Annotated in this window: 11 protein-coding genes and 5 pseudogenes; 3 read left to right on the top strand and 13 right to left on the bottom strand. The window is 47.8% G+C overall.

The window, feature by feature from the left end:
- Positions 1–28 precede the first annotated feature (28 nt).
- Positions 29–1281: pseudogene (locus JCM16496_RS12805) on the top strand (mechanosensitive ion channel family protein).
- Between the two features lie 33 nt (positions 1282–1314).
- On the opposite strand, the gene JCM16496_RS12800 reads toward JCM16496_RS12805, so the two are convergent.
- The 6 genes from JCM16496_RS12800 to JCM16496_RS12775 all read right to left on the bottom strand — a co-directional run bounded on the left by JCM16496_RS12800 (position 1315) and on the right by JCM16496_RS12775 (position 7471).
- Complete coding sequence (locus tag JCM16496_RS12800) at positions 1315–2268, bottom strand: hypothetical protein (RefSeq protein WP_025834725.1); 954 nt, start codon at positions 2266–2268, stop codon at positions 1315–1317.
- Positions 2269–2638: 370 nt separating this feature from the next.
- Positions 2639–3145: a hypothetical protein gene (locus JCM16496_RS12795; protein ID WP_025834724.1), complete on the bottom strand. Its 507-nt coding sequence runs from the start codon at positions 3143–3145 to the stop codon at positions 2639–2641.
- A 5-nt stretch (positions 3146–3150) separates the two neighbouring features.
- On the bottom strand, positions 3151–3843 hold the full coding sequence (locus JCM16496_RS12790) for a hypothetical protein (protein WP_025834723.1): 693 nt from the start codon (positions 3841–3843) through the stop codon (positions 3151–3153).
- A complete protein-coding gene (locus JCM16496_RS12785; protein ID WP_025834722.1) occupies positions 3818–4888 on the bottom strand; it encodes a toxin-antitoxin system YwqK family antitoxin in 1071 nt (356 codons plus the stop codon). The genes JCM16496_RS12790 and JCM16496_RS12785 overlap by 26 nt, the downstream gene beginning before the upstream one ends.
- Before the next feature lie 94 nt (positions 4889–4982).
- Complete coding sequence (locus JCM16496_RS12780; protein WP_128809592.1) at positions 4983–5504, bottom strand: hypothetical protein; 522 nt, start codon at positions 5502–5504, stop codon at positions 4983–4985.
- A gap of 176 nt (positions 5505–5680) precedes the next feature.
- The gene (locus tag JCM16496_RS12775; RefSeq protein ID WP_128809591.1) at positions 5681–7471 is read right to left on the bottom strand and encodes a tetratricopeptide repeat protein; all 1791 of its coding nucleotides are present in this window, start codon (positions 7469–7471) and stop codon (positions 5681–5683) included.
- A 348-nt stretch (positions 7472–7819) separates the two neighbouring features.
- Here JCM16496_RS12775 and JCM16496_RS12770 point away from each other — a divergent pair, with 348 nt between their 5' ends.
- Both JCM16496_RS12770 and JCM16496_RS12765 read left to right on the top strand, forming a co-directional pair.
- Positions 7820–8245, top strand: coding sequence for an HU family DNA-binding protein (locus JCM16496_RS12770; protein WP_025834716.1), 426 nt, complete (start codon positions 7820–7822; stop codon positions 8243–8245).
- 231 nt (positions 8246–8476) lie between these two features.
- Positions 8477–11259: pseudogene (locus JCM16496_RS12765) on the top strand (sensor histidine kinase).
- Positions 11260–11394: 135 nt separating this feature from the next.
- Here JCM16496_RS12765 and JCM16496_RS12760 read toward each other — a convergent pair.
- From JCM16496_RS12760 to nuoH, 7 genes and pseudogenes are all read right to left on the bottom strand, one after another.
- Positions 11395–12833, bottom strand: a pseudogene (locus tag JCM16496_RS12760) (NADH-quinone oxidoreductase subunit N).
- Between the two features lie 39 nt (positions 12834–12872).
- Positions 12873–14351 carry a complex I subunit 4 family protein gene (locus JCM16496_RS12755; RefSeq protein ID WP_025834714.1) on the bottom strand — a complete coding sequence of 493 codons (1479 nt, stop codon included), beginning with the start codon at positions 14349–14351 and terminating at the stop codon, positions 12873–12875.
- A gap of 51 nt (positions 14352–14402) precedes the next feature.
- Positions 14403–16314, bottom strand: a pseudogene (nuoL, locus tag JCM16496_RS24640) (NADH-quinone oxidoreductase subunit L).
- Between the two features lie 32 nt (positions 16315–16346).
- A complete protein-coding gene (gene nuoK / locus JCM16496_RS12745; protein WP_025834711.1) occupies positions 16347–16655 on the bottom strand; it encodes an NADH-quinone oxidoreductase subunit NuoK in 309 nt (102 codons plus the stop codon).
- Between the two features lie 5 nt (positions 16656–16660).
- On the bottom strand, positions 16661–17173 hold the full coding sequence (locus JCM16496_RS12740) for an NADH-quinone oxidoreductase subunit J family protein (RefSeq protein WP_005823970.1): 513 nt from the start codon (positions 17171–17173) through the stop codon (positions 16661–16663).
- Between the two features lie 30 nt (positions 17174–17203).
- Positions 17204–17644, bottom strand: a complete 441-nt coding sequence (locus tag JCM16496_RS12735) for a 4Fe-4S binding protein (RefSeq protein ID WP_244440371.1) — start codon at positions 17642–17644, stop codon at positions 17204–17206.
- Positions 17645–17963: 319 nt separating this feature from the next.
- A pseudogene (gene nuoH / locus JCM16496_RS12730) lies at positions 17964–19048 on the bottom strand (NADH-quinone oxidoreductase subunit NuoH).
- Positions 19049–19184: the final 136 nt, after the last annotated feature.

The following is a 19184-nucleotide window of genomic DNA, read 5'->3' as shown; positions in this document are numbered from 1 at the left end:
ACGGGGGAGGGGTCGGGGGAGAGGCACTATGGAAATATTGAAGAAGATAGACGACCTTTTAATCGGGTGGGGCATATCCCTTCCCGGGCTGATATGTTCGACCAATTCATTGCTTTTGCATTGATACTTGCCGTTGCTTTTCTGGCAGATACCCTATGCCGGAAAATTCTGCTGAAAGTAGTGGCACAACTGGTGAAGAAGACCAAAGCTACATGGGACGACATCGTATTCGACCGTAAAGTGATGGTGCACCTCAGCCGCATGGTGGCTCCTGTCATCATCTACCTGTTTGTTCCATTGGCATTTGTCGAAGTCGGTTCATCGACAATGGATTTCATCCGGCGTATCTGCCTTATTTACATCATCATTACTTTCCTGAGTTTCGTCAACTCGTTCCTGAAGGCTGTTTACAGTGTATACAGCGAGAAGGAGCAATTTCGTGACCGCCCTTTAAAGGGGATGTTGCAGACCATGCAAGTCATCCTATGGCTGGTGGGCGGCATTGTGGTCGTGGGCGAACTGATAGGCCGCGACCCGCTTTCGCTGCTTGCCGGATTGGGTGCTTCGGCAGCCATCCTGATGCTGGTATTCAAGGATTCCATTATGGGCTTTGTCTCCGGTGTGCAGCTTTCGGCCAACGACATGCTGAAGGTGGGCGACTGGATTGCCATGCCCAAGTATGGTGCGGACGGCACGGTGATAGAAGTGACGCTGAACACTGTAAAGGTGCGCAATTGGGACAATACCATTACCACCATCCCTCCTTACCTGCTTGTCAGCGACTCCTTCCAGAACTGGCGCGGCATGCGCGAGAGCGGTGGGCGGCGAGTGAAGCGCAGCATCAATATCGACATGACCAGCGTCCGTTTCTGCACCCCGGAGATGCTGGCAAAATATCGCAAGATACAGCTACTGAAAGATTATGTGGAGCAGACGGAGGAAGTGATTGAAAAGTACAATGCGGAAAACGGCATCGATAACTCCATCCTCGTCAACGGACGCCGCCAGACCAATCTTGGTGTGTTCCGGGCGTATCTGACGGCTTATTTGAAAAGTCTTCCCGACGTAAATCAGGAACTGACCTGCATGGTGCGCCAACTCCAGCCTACCGACCACGGTATCCCGATAGAGCTTTATTTCTTCTGTGCGCTGAAGGATTGGGTGCCCTACGAAGGGGTACAAGCCGATGTCTTCGACCACGTACTTGCCATTATTCCGGAGTTTGATTTGCAGGTATTCCAGTCCCCGTCGGGCAGGGATTTCCAGAGGGCTTTCTCTTGACTTAGGGGAGTTTGTTTGTTGATGGATGCTTCATCAAAGCTCATCTGATATGTAGGGTATCTGATAAGGTGGCAGTAAATCCTCTTGTTCTGTACTTTTATTGTATTTGTATTTATCGGTTTCTTTCAATAAATGGCCCCTTTCGTCATAAATGGAGATTTTTATGGTTTTACTTGTCCGGCCTGAATCAATACAAGTCTCTTTAAACTTCATGCCATTCTTGTAGTAGATACTGTCTGTCCGGTGAGAATCTCCGAATTTCCTATTGAGAACTTCAATTTTGAGTTCTCCGTCTCTATATTCTTTCCGGATTTCACGGGGTAATCCGCCAATGGTAGTCGTGACAATGACGGTGTCGTTATTTGCCGTAGTGTTTTCGCAAACTATCTCTCGTGTACATTCGGAATGAGGTGTCTTTTGCAGAGCTTCCTCGTAGGTAATTCCTCTGAAGAAGTATCTTTCCGTTTTCTCTCCGGTCGTCAGGTCGGTGTCTGTTGTTTTAACGAGTTCCCCTTGACTGTTATAAGTGTAGAAACTTTCGGACATCCATTTTTCCGAGGGAGAATCGCAGGATGCAGATATGTCTTTTATATATTCCGGTTTGTCCTTGGCATAATATCTGGTAAATGAGTAGAATGTGGTATCCTTGCCATCTTTTAGCCAAAGTTCCTCCTTTATGTTCTTGTGACGGCTTGTTGTCCTTATGTCAGAGTCGGAAATCTCCGTGGCTATGTAGTCCGTGTCATTGCTATAGATATATTGCTGCAAACTGTTAGATGTCAGTATATAAGCTTTGTCTTGGCTGTAGTACAGATTATGCGTATTTACTGCTTTTACATTCACCAATCTGCCCGCATTATCGTAGGTATTGTTGTATTCTGTGATTAAAACTGAATTATAGTGTTCTTGCGGTTGGGTATTGCGACTGCATGCGGCGAGCAGTGCTATACTTGGCAAGAGCAGGCAAGTGTATCTATTGAATTTCATGTCTTCTATTTATTTGCTTTTCGATATAATAGTACTGTAATGATACCTCCTACGATAATAATGAATAATAGTAGTAGTCCCAGTACATCATACCATATAAAGATATACCCTGGAATAATAAGGAATAACAGTAGTGCCAGTACGCCATGCCATGCACTGCCTGTATAGTGTCGGGCAAAAGAGCAACTGAAAGGACATACGAATAGACAAATCAGCAAAGCTTCAAAAAAGGACTCTAAAATCGGGAATGAGGTAGTACTACGTCCTGAGAAAGAAGCTATTGTTATATTTATTATCACTATTCCTGTGTATATGGCAATCATAGTGCTATAGAAAATTAGTTTCGCTTTCATTCTAATCGTTTTACTTATTAATATTCCTGTGTTATAATTACGATGGTGCCTATACTAAGGTATGGTAGTAGTGCCAATACGCCGTGCCATGCACTGCCTATATAGTAACGGGCATAAGAACAACTGATGCGGCATACGATTAAACAAGCTAATGCTTTATAAATCTGCTTATCAATATTGGCGGGGAATTCGCCCGGGTGTAACTTTGCGTCTAAAATCATGGTCACTACAATATATATGATAGGCATAATGCTATAGAAAATCAGTATTCGTTTAATAGGGGTACATTTACATACGGATGCAATCAGTATGATGGTAAAACTTACTAATGACATCCATGCTGCTATTTGCCAACCTATAGCGTAAGGACATAAAGGGTCAAAAGCTGCTATTACCCATAGAACAGCCAAAGCTGCTGCAGACCCGCAGTCATCCGTGTCTTGCAAGGCTTTGAGTACCAATAGAACAGTCAGAATGACTGCAATGGTAATCGATAAGACTTTTATGTTTTTGGTCGGATTCATGTGTCTTACTTATTTTCAGTTACTTTTGTTCGCTCTCTTTTATATAGAAGAAACGGATGACTGACCGGTTCGTCAGTATGATAGGTAATATAGACAGAATCACCGGTTACCTTGCTTATCTCAAAATTTGCCTGGTAATAGACCGGACTTTCTTCTTTAGGGATAAACTGCCTTATGTCTATTTTCGTTTCGGATAGCGTCTGCAAGTCGAGCAAGGTCAAGTTTCCATCGGGATTGGTCTTGCTGTCGGCATCCTGGTAGAGCAATAGGCCTGACGGGGTGTCGCAATCGCTTTCATAATACAGTTTGTTCTTGAAGAGATTCTTTCCTGTACTCTTCTCGTATAGGTACAAACGAACAGTGTATTGTGATTCCCAACGGTCTAATACGAAATACTTTTCGAAATCCATTCCGCTGTAACGCAAAGCATATTTATCAGCTTGTGTGCATTCTATAGGTTCTTCTTCAATCAATTGCGTCTCATCCCCATGCTTTAAGGTAAACCTGCGTATGCTATCCGGTGATAAGGAGACACAAAGCTCGTATCCTTGTTGTAGCTGATAAATATCTTGCTTTACATCACACCCTTCCTGTGGACAAGCAGACATGCAAATGCCGAATGCCGGGAAACAACCGATGAGCAGTTTCTTGATTATTCCCGGCAGACGTATTTTATTGCTTGTTTCCGTTGCGGTCATATCTTTCCAGTGTAGTCCACGAACCGCTGCCGTTGGGACGTTCCGCTACGGCTTTCAGTTTGCCGTTATCGTAATATTCCTTGCGATAGACTTCTGAATCGTTTTCGCAACGTCCTTCTTCACGCAAAGTTCCGTCTTCGTAAAAACGCTTGTAGGGGCCTTCCTCTTTGTTGGCTTTGTAAGTGCGTTCCAATTTCAACTTGCCGTTGCTGTAATATTCACGGCTGATGCCGTCACGTTTTCCGTTCAGGAAGTTTCTTGAGGTCTCTACCTTCCCGTTGGTAAAGTAATGCTTTTCTTCCCCGGTTTTCTCATCGGCCTTGTAGGTGGTCGAGACGGATGGCGTCCCGTCGTCGCGGTATTCTGTCCAGACACCTTCTTTCTTGCCGTCTTTGTAAGTGCCCTTTTCGTATGGCTTTCCGCTTGCCCATATTCTGGAATATTCTCCCGTCATTTTCCCGTTCTTAAAGCTACGGCGGCATGTGTAGTCACCTCTGTTGCTTGTGATGTGCTCCACCCAGTTGCCGTCCGGTAGTCCGTCTTTATAGTAGGTGTCCAGAAGCAGTTTTCCATCTTCACTGTAACGTCGGTCCGGCCCGTCCTGTACACCCATTTTGTAGCTGACTTCGGTTTTCACCTGTCCGTTCTGATAATAGGACTTGATGATGCCGTTCATCTTCCCGTCTATGAAGGTCGATTCCTCTGCCAAGGTTTTGCCGTCCGGATAGAATGCTTTGCGATAGCCGTCAAAGTTACCGTTCTTGTAAGTGCTTTCTATCATCAATACATTATTTTTGTAGTATCGGTAAAGACCGTCATACATTCCGTCCTTGAAGTTGGCAATGAGGTATTCCGAACGATAACCATCGATGATGCGATGCTCGCCTTGCAGGGGAGTTTTATCCTGATCCCAATGGCGGTACAGTAATCGTCCGTCGCCATAGTTGATGACTGATACTTCGTCTATTTGATATACTTTCTCTTGCGCTGATGTGTTCAGCAGGGTCGCTCCGCATAGGAGGAACATTAAAAACATTTTCTTCATGCTATAATAGTATTGGGCATTGTTTATTTTCCGGCAAAGAAAAGTAATATTATTGAATCAGAAGTGGTTTGGAAGTGTGCATATAGTGTGCATTTCAATACTGTTCGCTTTGGGAAAAGCTTTCAGGACAGTATTTCTTGATGATTGATTCCACTTTCCGTTTCCATTTATTGGAAATTGCAATATCATATTCTTCAAAGCTTTCGTGTTTGAATATCCCATAGTTATAAGATAATATGAATGTGTTTCCGGCAACAAATAAATAGCTGTTGAATGCGGGAATGGCAGCATAATTAACAATATCATTAACAGAAATGCCTAATGCTCCTTTTCTATACGCGTCGGTAATTGTCTTCTTCTCTTTGGCGGTTAAAGGGATTACTTTGGTATTGTCGTAGGAAATATGGTAACCCTTGTAGGCATAGACATGTTTTCTGTCCACCAAGTACAGTATATCGATCGTAATCAAAGCTTTTATCTCCGCTTCGTGCTTGGCTTGTAAATAAAGAAAAGTATCTATATCTGCTTGTTCCTGCTCTGTAAGTTTCCTTTGTGCATTGCAATCCGATACCAACATACTAAGCAGTCCCATAATCAATATTGTTCTAATGTTCATAATCCAATGGTATTAGCGTGAACCTTTCCGGATGTTTTTTACTTTCTGTAATGAAAATCTTTCCTGTATGATACAGATTTTAATTTGTATCACAAATAAAGGCAATATCATTGAATTATGGCCCACCGGAGAGTGTGCATATAGTGTGCATTTGCGTGCATGCTACTCCATGGCGGCTATAAGGATGCGATGAATTCGTCCCACTTTCCGGGGGCTCCTTTCTCTCTGAATACCTTTTCGTAGAGCCTTCGGCGGGCAGAAGAGATGGACTCTTTGGTATGGCTGGTCAGCCGGGCTATTTCTACGGGCGACATGTTTATTTTGAGCAGCAGGCAGATGTGCAGTTCGTGTTCGCTGAGCTTGTGGTATCGGTTCAGTTTACCGCTGAAATCGTCATAGACACCGTTCACGGTTTCTTCCAATGCTTTCCATTCTTCGCGGGTTATGGGGCGGTTGTCGGGCAGAATTTGCTCTTTGAGCAACCGGTAGATGTCCGATTTCTGTATGACGGAGTGCAGCATCCGTTGTTCGTCTTTCTCTATTTCGGCTTTTTTGTTGGCATAGAGGGTTATCTCCTTTTGCATTTGCAGTTGCTCTCGCAGTACTTTGTCTTTTTCGCCGAGGGCTTGCAGTTGTTGTTCCAGAAGTGCTATCTTCTTTTTGTTCTCTTCGATGAAGAGGGTGCTCTTCTGGTATTGTTCTTCTTTAAGGCGTCTGATATCTTCCAGCTGGGCATTCAGCAGTAACTGTTTCCGGCGGCTGTGCTGCCAGTATAGCAAGAAGAGCAGGAGCAGGATGAGGCCGGAAGAGATGGCATACGTCATGATTTGTGTTTTCCGGCTGTTTTCGGCCTTCAGGGCATCGTTCTCTTTCTCCCGCAGCCGGTAGTTGTAGATAGAGTGCATCTTGCGTACGGTTTCCGCATTTTTCAGTTTTGATACCGAGTCGTTGTATAGAAGGTATTGATTGAGGTACTTCAGTGCCGCTTGCGGATTGCCGCGATCCAGGGATATGGCCCCCATGTATAGGCAGGCACTCCTTTTGCCATAGACATTTCCCACATCTTCCATCCTTTTGCAATAGTAGATGGTGGAATCCGGTTGCCCGGTGAGGTAGTAGTAGTTTGCGGCAATGGAGTAAGTGGACGACAATCCCGGAAGGTAGGTACTTTTGATGGCGATGTCCAGTGCTTGCTTGGCATTCTCCCAGTCTTCCAATTGTAGGCAGACGGCTGCAACCTGGCCTTCAATCATGTATATCATGCGTTTGTTGTCCATCTCATAGGCCAGCTTTCTTGCTTCCCGGAAATAGTGCAGGGTGCTGTCCGGCTTCTCCATCTCACGGTAGGCACTGCCTATATCTCTCAAGCAGAACAGCATGTCGATGCTGTCTTTTCTCGACAGGCTGTACCGATACCCTTCCTTCAATACTTCCAGTCCCTCATTATAGAGGTCCTGGGAAAGCAGCAGGGAACTTATCTGGCTGTATATCTTGCCTTTCAGCGGTGATTCCGTATCCTTGGGCAGAACCTCCATTGCCTTGTAGAAATAGGGTAGTGCTTGCGGGGCGTCTCCCAGGTCACGATAGACTCTGCCGGCGTAGTAGTAGGCTTCGGGCAGATGGCGCTTGTCATTTTTCTTTATGTAGTAGTTCAGGGTGGGGAGTATAAGGCTGTCTGTGGTGTTGAGGATGTATGCCTTGTCTTTGGCCTTGATGCAGAGCAGGCGGTAGTACATCTGTGTGGCTTCGGGAGCGGTGGCTATTTCGGTCTTGATGCTCTCCAGAAGACGGATGGCACTGTCGGGCACGATGTTGGCAAGGCTGTCGGCTGTACTCAGAACAGTGGGATAGGGCGTTTGCCTGCATGCGCAGAGGCAAAGCAGGATGAGAAGTGTGATTACCGATTGCTTGTTTGCTTTCATGGGTACAAAAATAGGGAAGTTTTCGGTAGTGTGTTCTTTCTTCAAAAGAAATTTTGGGAGGAGATGTTTCAAAAGTCCTATACCTATTGCATTTCTCATAGGGAGTTAGTACCTTTGAGTCGTATACTGAAAGGTCAGAACATCCCCATCTTTTCTCCCAAAACATCCCCATGTTTTGGGGTATTACATCCGGGTGTTTTGGGTGAAAACATCCCCATGTTTTGGGGCAATACATCCGGGTGTTTTAGGTACTCAGTCGTATAGTGAAAGGTACTCGGTCACGGAGTCTCTGCTGCAAGGTATAGGCTTTGTGTATACTGGCTGTAGGTGTGCCTCGCGTCGGGCAGGAATATCTTTCGTTTTTTACTAACCTAATTATAAAGAAAGAATGGTATGTCAATGAATTATGTGGTCCGCAAGAAGGTGGACAAGAGTGGAGACAAGGAAGTGGTGCGCTACTACGCGGCATCAAAAGTGCTTCAGCCGGAACCGGTGAGCAATGACGAACTGGCCCAGAGGCTGGCTTTTGTCAGTTCCTTGCAAGTGGGCGACGCCCAGTCCGTGCTGGTGCAACTGCCGGATATCATAGCAGACTATCTGGCGAGCGGACGCACGGTGAACATCAAGGGGCTTGGAAATTTCTATCCTGCCATCACCAGCGAACCGGTGGAGCGGATAGAGGAGTGCACGGCAGACAAAGTCCGTATCTCGCGCATCTGCTTTAAGGCGGCAGGCAGTTTTATGCAGCGCATCTACCGTCATTTGGACTTGTTCAGCTTCCAGGTGCAGGAATTGAAGAAGGAGCTGAAAAAGAAGTAGTCTAAAATAAACACGTGAGGGCGTGTCTAAAACCTCTTAGCGCTTTCTTTTAGGCGCGGAACTACGCGGAATTTCACGGATTTATAGTAGAACGGAAATGATTCGCTTTTCTTTTCGCAAACCAATTCTGTTCTACCATATATAGGCTGCTTGGGACGAAAAAGGTTTCTAATGGTTGCTTATTGGAGTTTTATAGCTATTTTTGTATCTCAAACCAATATTGATAACTATATGGCTGTTCATCGTGACGATAGTGAACGTTTCCGGCGTCTTTCCACCCTTGGCCGGATAGGTTGGTGGGAGGCTGATTTTCTTCAAGGCAGTATCTCTGTTCCGAATATGTCTGTAAGTTGTTAGGCTTGGAAGGGGAATACCTGAGCTTTGAGGATTTCGGTCAAATGATACGCGAAGATTATCGGGCGCGTATCAGCCGGGAGTTCCTTGCCATTCAGAATATGGAGGTCTATGAACAGACGTTTCCCATCTATTCTACCGAAGGAGTGGTCTGGGTCTATTCGCGCGTGGGGTATAAGGAGCATCTGCCGGATGGTACGTTGAAAGCTTTCGGAGTGTTGCAGCGTGTAGAGATGCCGAAGGAGGAGGCTGCGAAGCAGGCTTTGCAAAGAGTGAACGATTTACTTTATCGGCAGACCTCAATCTCCCATTCCCTATTCCGCTTCCTGAAAGACGAGGATATAAGTGCGGGCATTTACGACATACTGAAAGATATTCTCGATTTCTTTCGTGGCGGGCGTGTATATATATTCCAATACGATGAGAAGTGCCAGTACCAGAGCTGCACATACGAGGTGGTGGCTCCGGGAGTGGCTCCTGAGAAAGAAATGCTTCAGGGGGTCTATACAGAAAGCCTGCCGTGGTGGACGTCACAGATTATGGCACAAAAGCCCGTTCTGCTGGAAACGCTGAGGCAACTGCCGGAGCACGCTTATGCCGAATATGAAATTCTGGCGAAACAGAATATAAAGTCCTTGATGGTAACTCCGCTGGTTGCCAATGACCAGGTATGGGGATATATGGGCATTGATTTGGTGGACCGTACCCGAATGTGGACCAACGAGGATTACCAATGGTTTAGTTCGTTGGCAAATGTCATCAGCATTTGTATAGAGTTGCGCAAAACGAAGGATGAGGCCGTGCGTGAACGGACTTTCCTCAGCAATCTGTTCCGCTATATGCCTTTGGGGTATGTGCGGATGTCCATTGTCTGTGATGAAAAGGACAATCCCTACGGGTATTATGTGACAGATGCGAATTCTATCTTTGCCGATTTATTGGGAAAACCCGTATCGGCGTTTATAGGCAAGACTGCCTCGTCTTTTTCAGGAGAGGCGGCTCCCAAGCTGGAGTATCTGCTGGATATAGTGAACACCGGGACACATAAGGAAATGGACATGTGTTTTGAACTCACCAACAAGCACTGCCACGTGGTGATATACTCTCCGGAAAAGAATGAAGTGGTGGCCCTATTCCTTGATACTACAGACTCGGTACAGACTCACCAGGCTTTGGACCATAGCGAGAAACTGTTCAAGAATATCTTTGCCAATATACCAGCGGGAGTGGAAATCTATGACAAAGACGGATTCCTGGTGGACATCAACAATAAGGATATGGAGATATTCGGGGTCCGTGACAAACAAGATGTCATTGGAGTGAACTTATTCGAGAACCCGAATGTGTCCGCCCAATTGGCCGAACGTATACAGACCGAGGATATGGTCGACTTCCGCCTGAATTATGCTTTCGACCGGACTGAAGGGTATTACTCCACTTCCAAACAGCCGAAGGATGTGATGCATCTTTATACGAAAGTGAGCAAGGTGTATGACAGTAAAGGTAACTTTACCGGCTATGCCATGATTAATATCGACAACACGGAACGGATTGATGCCATGAGCCGTATCTGTGATTTCGAGAATTTCTTCCTGCTTATATCGGATTATGCGAAGGTAGGTTATGCCAAGCTGAACCTGCTCGACCGGAAAGGCTATGCCATTAAGCAATGGTACAAGAATATGGGAGAGGACGAGAATACCCAGTTGGCAGATGTCGTGGGAATATACAGCAAGATGTACCCCAGCGACCGCAGGCGGATGCTCGATTTTTTCTGTAAGGCCCGTGTGGGCGAAGCCAAACATTTCCAGGGAGAGATGCGCATTGAACGTCCGGGAGAGAAGGGGAAATGGAACTGGGTACGTACCAATGTGGTCGTCAATCTGTTCGAACCGGAGAACGGACAAATAGAACTGATAGGCGTCAACTATGACATTACGGAATTGAAGGAGACGGAGGCTATGCTGATTGAAGCCAAGGAGAAGGCAGAAACCGCCGACCGCCTGAAGAGTGCCTTCCTAGCCAATATGAGTCATGAGATACGTACGCCTCTGAATGCGATTGTCGGTTTCTCCAGTCTGATGGGAGAGACCGAGGACATGGAGGAAAAAAGGCTGTATATGGCGATTATCGAAGAAAACAATGACCTGCTGTTGCAACTGATTTCCGACATACTGGATTTGTCCAAGATAGAGGCCGGGACATTTGACTTTGTGAAAAAAGAGCTGGACGTGAACGTACTGTGTGAGGACATTGTGCGCTTCATGAAGATGAAAGCCAAACCGGGTGTGGAAGTTCTCTTCGACCGTCATCTGCCGGAATGCCGGATTGTCAGTGACCGTAACCGTTTGAATCAGGTCATAGCCAACTTTGTCAACAATGCCATCAAGTTCACCACTGCGGGAAGTATCCGTGTAGGATATGATAAGGTGGATGAAACTCATTTGCGTTTTTATGTGGCCGATACGGGCCTTGGCATCGAGCCGGAAATGCAGGTCCGAATATTCGACCGTTTTATAAAGCTGAATACGTTTGTGCATGGCACCGGTCTGGGGCTTTCTATCAGCAAGAGCATTATAGAACAGTTGGGTGGCACAATCGGTGTGGACAGTGAACCGGGGAAAGGTTCATGCTTTTGGTTTGTGCTGCCGATTGTATAGTATGGAAATGTGCCCAAATACACACTCACCACAGATTATGCAGATTAACACAAATTATTTTTAGAAGTTCTGATAATCAAGAACTTTGAGTTGTGCCAATCTGCGCAATCTGTGGTGAGTGATGATACCCTCCGGTTATAATCCGAACGAGAACTTAGCGATGGATTGATATACCACACTTGCAATACTCAGTACCACAATACCCAGCGTGCAAATGGCCAGGCTGGCACGTGTATAGTTGTCGCTGCGGAATGCTGCAATCGGCTCGTCGCTCTTGTTGATGTACATTGCCTTTACAATCTTCAGATAGTAATAAAGCGAGATGATTGTATTGATAAGGGCAATGAATACCAGCAGATGGAAACCGCCTTCGAAAGCTGCCGCAAAGATGAAGAACTTCGAGAAGAAACCCGCAAACGGTGGGATGCCTGCCAGAGAGAACAGTGCCAGTGTCATCAGAAACGCCAACTTCGGATTAGTAGTGTACAGCCCGTTATAGTCTTCAAGTGTGAATTTGTGGGCGCGTAGCGCCACAATCGTGATGGCTGTGAACACGCTGAGATTGGCAAACATATAAATCAGTATGTAATAAACCAGCGACGTCATACCTTGTGCGCTTCCGCTGATGACACCCAGCATGATGTAACCCGCTTGCGAGATGCTGGAGAAAGCCATCAGCCGCTTCAGGTTCTGCTGGCGCAGGGCGAAGAGGTTGGCAAGCGTGATGGAGGCGATGATAACCCAGTAAAGCACTTCCTGCCATTGCTCCACCATCGGAGCGAATACTTTGATGAGGATAGTCATCAGCACGAAGGCGGCAGAGCCTTTGGAGATGACACTCAGATAGCTGTCACCGTGCTTGGAGCACCTTCGTAAACGTCTGCCGTCCAAAGGTGGAAAGGAACCAGTGAAATCTTGAATCCCATGCCGGCAAAGAAGAAGACGAAGGCCATAATCTGTACCGGTTCGCCGGTGAGGTGTGCCGGGATGTCGGCAAAGTAGAGGGTGCCTACCGTGCCGTAAATCAAGGACAATCCGTACAGCAGCAATCCGCTGGAGAACAGTGCCGTGAGGATGTACTTCGCGCCCGCCTCGGCAGAGTGGTGGCGGTATTTATCGAAGGCAACCAGCGCTGCCATCGGGATGCTTGCCGTCTCCAGGCCGATAAAGAACATCAGGAAGTGGCCGGCGGAAATCATGAAGTACATACCCAGCAGGGTGGAAAGTGTCAGAATGTAGAACTCACCTTGTTTGATGGCAGTGTCCGGACGGCGCATCCATTCGTGTGCCATCAGGAATACAATCAGTGTACCTATACTGAGAATGGATTTCACGATGCTCTGTATCGGTTGGTTGTGATACATGCCGCCAAAGGCATCGGCCACAGGACCGGGGACGATGGTGATAAGTGTATGTATGGTCAGCAGGACGACGGGCAGCATGGTGTTCAGCACCGGTTTGCCGTCATTCTTGTGTGCATCCGGACTCATGAAGAGGTCGGCGACAAAAAGGATGACGATGACCAATATCAGCGAAAGCTCTTCTTTGAGCAGGAGGAATTGAGAATAATCCATGACTATGTATTTACTGTTTTATAATTTTCTATTTACAATTTACAGTGCATTGACTATCGGCAATACGCTGTCTCCAATCATGCCGCTAATCCACCACGGAGCCATACCCAGGGCGGCAACGCAGGCTATGAGGATGATGACCGCCGTGCGTTCATCCCAGGTTGCGTCGCTCAAGGTGAGGTGATGCTTGTTGGTGCAGGTTCCGTAGAGAATCTTTCCAACCAATCGCAGGATATAGACTGCCGTAATCACGATGGAACTGCATGCAATGACTGTCCACACGCGGTGGAACGTATCGGGATGCTGGAACGAACCGGTGAAGATGGTCATTTCGGCAATGAAACCGCTGAGTCCGGGCAGTCCCAGATTGGCAAGACCGGCGATTACATAGCAGACAGCCAGGAAAGGCATAATTTTCATCAGACCGGAGAGTTCGCGGACGTCACGCGTATGGGTACGTCCGTATATCATACCGATAAGGGCGAAGAACAAGGCTGTCATCAGTCCGTGAGAGAGCATCTGCAGAACGGCACCCGTGCAAGCCGTCCGGTTCATCATCAGGATGGCGAACAGCACCAGGCCGCAATGGCTGACGGAAGAGTAAGCATTGATATACTTCAAGTCGGTTTGTACACAAGCGGAGAATGCGCCGTATACCACGGAGATTCCGGTAAGAATCAGGAATATCCATCCCAGTTCTTGTGCAGCTTCGGGCATCAGGTACATGGCTATGCGGAAACATCCGTAACCTCCCAGCTTCATCAATACACCGGCATGGAGCATGGATACGGCAGTCGGTGCGGAGGCGTGACCGTCGGGGCTCCACGTGTGGAACGGGAACAGAGCGCCCAGCACACCGAAACCGAGGAAGGTGAGCGGGAACCAGATACGTTGCTGTTCGATGGGAATATTGTGCATCTGTGCTATTTCCAATAGGTTCATAGAAGTGGCTCCGGCACCGTAGTAGATACCCAGAATACCGATAAGCAGGAAGGCGGAGCCGCCCATCAGCATCAGTGTCAGCTTCATGGCGGAGTACTCCTTGCGTCCCGACCCCCATACGCCGATAAGCAGATACATGGGAATGAGGGCAACCTCGTAGAACATGAACATGGTGAACAAGTCTATCGAGATGAAGAACCCGAACACACCGATGGAAAGGAAGGTGAACCAAAGGAAATATTCTTTAGTCAGCGGTTGCAGCCTCCAGGAGGCGAATGTTCCGGTAAAGACAATGATGGCCGAAAGCAGCAGCATGGCTACCGAAATACCGTCTACTCCTACCGAATAGTGGATGTTGAGTGCTGGATACCAGACCATGTCGGCACGGAACAGCATTTCATCCGTGGCACCGGCGTGGCGTGCATGGAGGTACATCACGGTCAATGCTGCAGAAAGAACCAGCAGAGCCGATGCACCGGTCACCATCACCGCGCGTATTTGTGCGATGTTGCGGCTGAGCCAAAGACCCAGCAACATCAGCAAGGGGATGAGTACGAATAATGATAAAAAGTTCATCTTTATATTTACGATTTAACGATTTACGATTTACGATTGAAAAATCTCGGGTTATAGCAATAGCAACAGTATCAGTGCCAGCGTGCCCAGCAGGAATACAAATGTATATTGCTGGATGCGTCCGCTCTGCAGACCGCGTATCTCGTCACTGGTAGCCTCGGCACTCCAGGCAAGGAAGTTGAAGAAGCCGTCCACCACATGGCGGTCCCACCAGGCGATGGGGCGGCAGATGCAGCCGAAGATGATGCGGTGGGTGATGAACTGGTAGACCTCGTCCAGATAGAAGCGGTGGTAAGCTGCTGTCCACAAGCCTTTGAAACGGTGTGCCAATGTATCGGCAACGGGCTGCCGGCTACCTGCATAGATATAAGTTGCCATCGCGATGGAAACCACCGCTACGGCGATGCTTGTACCTGCCACACTCCAATCCAGATGGATGTTATATGCTTCACCGTTGGAACTGATGAAGTGCCCGAAAGGAATGAATCCGGCAACTGTCGTAACCGCAGCCAGGAGCATCAGGGCAGGGTCATCGCCAGCGGACTCTCATGGAGGTGAGACATGTGCCTGTCGCCCCCATTGCTTGCCGACTCTTGCCTGGGCGCTACGCCCCCCCAGAAGATACCATAATAGAGGCGGAACATATAGAATGCTGTCATACCTGCAATCACTGTCATAATCCATCCCATAGTGGGGCTGAACCGGAAGCATGCCGTCAGGATTTCATCTTTGGAGAAGAATCCGGAGAACGGAGGAATACCTGCAATGGCAAGGCAGGCGATGAGGAACGTGATATGCGTAATGGGCATATACTTCCGCAGTCCGCCCATGGCAGACATCTCGTTGCTGTGTACGGCATGGATGATGCTACCCGCTCCGAGGAACAGCAATGCCTTGAACATGGCGTGTGTGAAGAGGTGGAACATGCCTGCCATGTAGCCCAGTCCCCCTTCGTGCGGGTCGGTCGATGTGCATACACCCAGCGCCACCATCATGAAACCGATTTGGGAGATGGTGGAGAATGCCAGTACACGCTTGATGTCACTCTGCACACATGCCACACTGGCAGCATAGAATGCCGTGAAGGCTCCTACGTATGCCACGATGTGCAGCACGTCGGGAGCATATTCTATGAACAACGGGAACATGCGTGCCACCAGATAGACACCTGCAACCACCATCGTGGCGGCATGAATCAGTGCACTGACCGGCGTAGGACCTTCCATGGCATCGGGCAGCCAGATGTGCAACGGGAACATGGCACTCTTTCCGGCACCACCGATGAACATCAGTCCCAAGGCCAGCGGAATCATGGCCGCACCGCCCTTTGCCAGCGCCATCTCATTAGGCTGAAGGTGTATGTACCGGCATAATACCCATAGACGAGGATACCTATAAGGAATCCCAGGTCAGCAAAACGGGTCACGATAAACGCCTTCTTCGAAGCGGCAATAGCCGCTGGCTTCGTATAATAGAAACCAATCAGCAGATAGGAGGACACGCCCACCAACTCCCAGAACAGATACATCTGGAAGATATTCGTTGCTACTACCAGTCCGAGCATGGACATGGTGAAGAGCGACAGGAAGGCGTAGTAACGCTGGAAACCGCGTTCGCCCTTCATGTAGCCGAAAGAGTATATGTGTACCAGCAGCGAAACGGTGCTGATGACCACGAGCATCATAACCGAAATCGGGTCGAGCAGGATGCCCATGTCGATACTGAGGCTTTCTGTGAAGGGCAGCCATTTGAAGTTATAGGGCATCAGCGCCTCGTACGTACCATCGGCAAGGCGGGGAGCGCTGAAGTACATTCCTGCGGTGAGATAGGAAAGCACTGCGACCACACCCAGTGCCGCAGTTCCGATAAGGCCGGCAGTGCGGTGTGACATCCACTTGCCTCCAAGTCCCAGAGCGAGGAAAGAGAGGAAAGGGAGTAGAAGGATTAATATTGTATATTCCATAATTTAATTGATAATTGAAAGGTGAAAACTGTTTAATATTTCATCTCATCCAGTCTGTTCACCTGAATACTGCGGATGTTACGGTAGATGTTAATCATAATGGCAATGGCTACAGCCGTTTCGGCCGCCGAGATGGCGATGGAGAATAAAGAGAAGAAATATCCTTCCAGTCCTCCGGGGAACAGGAAACGGTTGAACACCGCAAAGTTGATGTCCGTGGCATTCAGAATCAGCTCGATGCTGATAAGTATTGCCAGTGTGTTGCGGCGGGTGAAGAACCCATAGATGCCTGCGAAGAACATGATAGCCGAAACTATCAGATAATATTCCATGTGTATCATAATCCTTATCTTTTACGTGCTATTAATAATCCGCCTACGATACATGCCAATAACAAGATGCTGACAGCTTCGAAGGGAAGCAGATAACCATACTTGTCACCGCTCAGCATGTGGTGGCCGATGGTCTTGATGTTGACCTCCAAAGGCTCTACGTCGGTGGTGGCGATGAACTTATGCTTCAAAGTGATGAATACTACGATGATGGCACCGCCCACGGTGGCACCCAGTCCGGCAAGGAACCTGCTGCGCTTCAGCTTCTCGATGACATCGCCTTCGCCACTGGTAAGCAGTATGGAGAAGACGTAGAGCACCACGATACCGCCGGCATAGACCATAATCTGCACGGAACCGAGGAAGGTGTAACCCAGCAGAAAGTAGATGCCTGCCGTACCGAAAAGCACGAACAGCAGGTAGGTGGCCGAGCGCACCATGCGGTGGGTCGTTACCGTCAAGATGGAAAATACGGTGATAAAGGCCGCAAGGAAGTAGAATACTACTGTTTCAAGAGTTATTTCCATGTTGTTTAATTACAAGTTACTATTTACGAATTACTTTGTTGCCTCTTCTTTGGGAGCGGCGGGTTTCTTTTTTTCTTCTACATGGCTGCCCGGACGGTTCAGCGTCAGGACCAGTTTCGTGCGGTCGAACACCGCATGTTCGAAGTTCTGGTCGAACGTGATGGCGTTGTGAGGGCAGGCATTCACACAGAGTTGGCAGAACATGCACGAACCGAGGTCGTACTCGTACTTAGCCAATATCTTCTTTTTCTTTCCGTCTTCCGTTTCAACCATCTCGCCGGTCACCTTGATGGTGTCGTTGGGACAAGCCATCTGGCACAAGCCGCAAGCCACGCACCGATGTTCATTCCGGTCATTATGGGGCATGGTCAGCGTGCCACGGAAACGGTCGGAGAGTTTCAGCGTCGCGCGGTTTTCCGGATATTGTTCGGTGGTCTTTCGTCGGCAGAATACGGTCATGGTTGTTTTCATACCCGTCAGCAGAGAGGTGATGCCGCGGAAAAGCTTGACGAAGTAAAAGCCTCTCCCCCCGACCCCTCCCCCGTAGAGGGGAGACGAGTTACCTTTATCTATATATCTATCATCTGTTTTCATATATTCTTTTCTGTTTTCATATTTCAATACTATCTTCTGAGGGTGTGTCAAAATCGGCAATGGAACGCAAATTACACAAATATCGTTTTAACCAATCCGCTGATTATCAATATATGCGATTTGCATTAATTTGTGTAATTTGCGTAATTTGTGTTCCATCCTGCATTTTGACACACCTCCTTAGGGGGGAGGGGCTCTAAAAGTGCCAATCGAATACTACAATTAATACCATCAAAATCAAGTTCACCATAGAGATGGGCACCAGGTACTTCCACTCCAGATGCAGAATCTGGTCGATACGCAGGCGGGGAAAGGTCCACTTTATCCACATCAGCAGGAAGACTACGAAGAAGGCCTTTCCGAAGAACCATACAAATCCCGGAATGTAATCCATCGCTGCGTTGAAGCCGTCCAGGCCTACGATGTGTAGCGGCATCCAGCTCCCAGGAAGATGGTGGCTGCCACGGAGGCTACGATAAACAGATTCAAATATTCCGCCAGATAGAAGAATCCGAAGCCCATACCGCTGTATTCCGTATGGTATCCGGCAGTCAACTCGCTTTCGGCTTCGGGCAAGTCGAAGGGACCGCGGTTGGTTTCCGCATTTCCGGCAATGAGGTAGATGATGAAGGCTATCAATGCAGGGATATGCCCCTTGAAGATGAACCAGCCGTCAGCTTGCCCTTCTACTATTTCGGAGAACTGCATGGTTCCCATCAACACTACCATTGTCAGTATGCTCAATCCGCAGGACAACTCGTAGCTGATAATCTGCGCACCGCTTCGCATGGCTCCAATCAGCGAGAATTTATTGTTGGAACTCCAGCCTGCCAGCAGGATACCCACTACGCCGATACTCGATGCAGCCAGCAGGAAGAACACTCCTACATTGAAGTCCAATACCTCCAATCCCTTGTTGATGGGCAGGCAGGCAAATGTCAGGAAAGAAGCGATGATTACCATGAACGGTGCCAGATTGTAGAGGAACCGGTCAGAGAATTTCAAATCAATGATTTCCTTTGTCAACATCTTGATGACGTCGCAGGGCACTTGGAGCAATCCCCATTTCCCCACGCGCATCGGACCGAGGCGGCATTGGAAGAAGGCGCATATCTTACGCTCCATGTAAATCAGGATGATGGCAAGCACGGCATACATCAAGATGATGCATACGCCAATCACCACGCATTCGAGGAATATTGCCAGACCTTCCGGCATCAGGGAAGTCAGCATCTGGTGTATCCAGTTGGTTGCTATACTAAAGTCAAATACGTTGTTCATTTACTATTTACAATTTACTATTTACAATTTACGAGGCGCTTTTTTGATTTACTATTTGACTATTTACAATTTACTATTTGGTTGCGCTGTAATTCCGCATGGCAAATTGTAAATAGTAAATAGTCAAATCGTAAAT

Origin of the sequence: Bacteroides rodentium JCM 16496 (assembly GCF_000614125.1) — a bacterium.
In the GTDB taxonomy this organism is placed as follows: domain Bacteria; phylum Bacteroidota; class Bacteroidia; order Bacteroidales; family Bacteroidaceae; genus Bacteroides; species Bacteroides rodentium.
Note: the sequence above shows the minus strand (reverse complement) of the source record. Positions and strands in the feature narration are given on the sequence as shown.

Bases quoted from the DNA above. Each gene is read 5' to 3' on its own strand.
- JCM16496_RS12780 (WP_128809592.1), bottom strand. From the start codon at position 5,504: ATGAACATTAGAACAATATTGATTATGGGACTGCTTAGTATGTTGGTA.
- JCM16496_RS12755 (WP_025834714.1), bottom strand. From the start codon at position 14,351: ATGAACTTTTTATCATTATTCGTACTCATCCCCTTGCTGATGTTGCTG.
- JCM16496_RS12785 (WP_025834722.1), bottom strand. From the start codon at position 4,888: ATGAAGAAAATGTTTTTAATGTTCCTCCTATGCGGAGCGACCCTGCTG.
- nuoK (WP_025834711.1), bottom strand. From the start codon at position 16,655: ATGATACACATGGAATATTATCTGATAGTTTCGGCTATCATGTTCTTC.
- JCM16496_RS12735 (WP_244440371.1), bottom strand. From the start codon at position 17,644: ATGAAAACAACCATGACCGTATTCTGCCGACGAAAGACCACCGAACAA.
- JCM16496_RS12740 (WP_005823970.1), bottom strand. From the start codon at position 17,173: ATGGAAATAACTCTTGAAACAGTAGTATTCTACTTCCTTGCGGCCTTT.
- JCM16496_RS12770 (WP_025834716.1), top strand. From the start codon at position 7,820: ATGTCAATGAATTATGTGGTCCGCAAGAAGGTGGACAAGAGTGGAGAC.
- JCM16496_RS12795 (WP_025834724.1), bottom strand. From the start codon at position 3,145: ATGAATCCGACCAAAAACATAAAAGTCTTATCGATTACCATTGCAGTC.
- JCM16496_RS12790 (WP_025834723.1), bottom strand. From the start codon at position 3,843: ATGACCGCAACGGAAACAAGCAATAAAATACGTCTGCCGGGAATAATC.
- JCM16496_RS12800 (WP_025834725.1), bottom strand. From the start codon at position 2,268: ATGAAATTCAATAGATACACTTGCCTGCTCTTGCCAAGTATAGCACTG.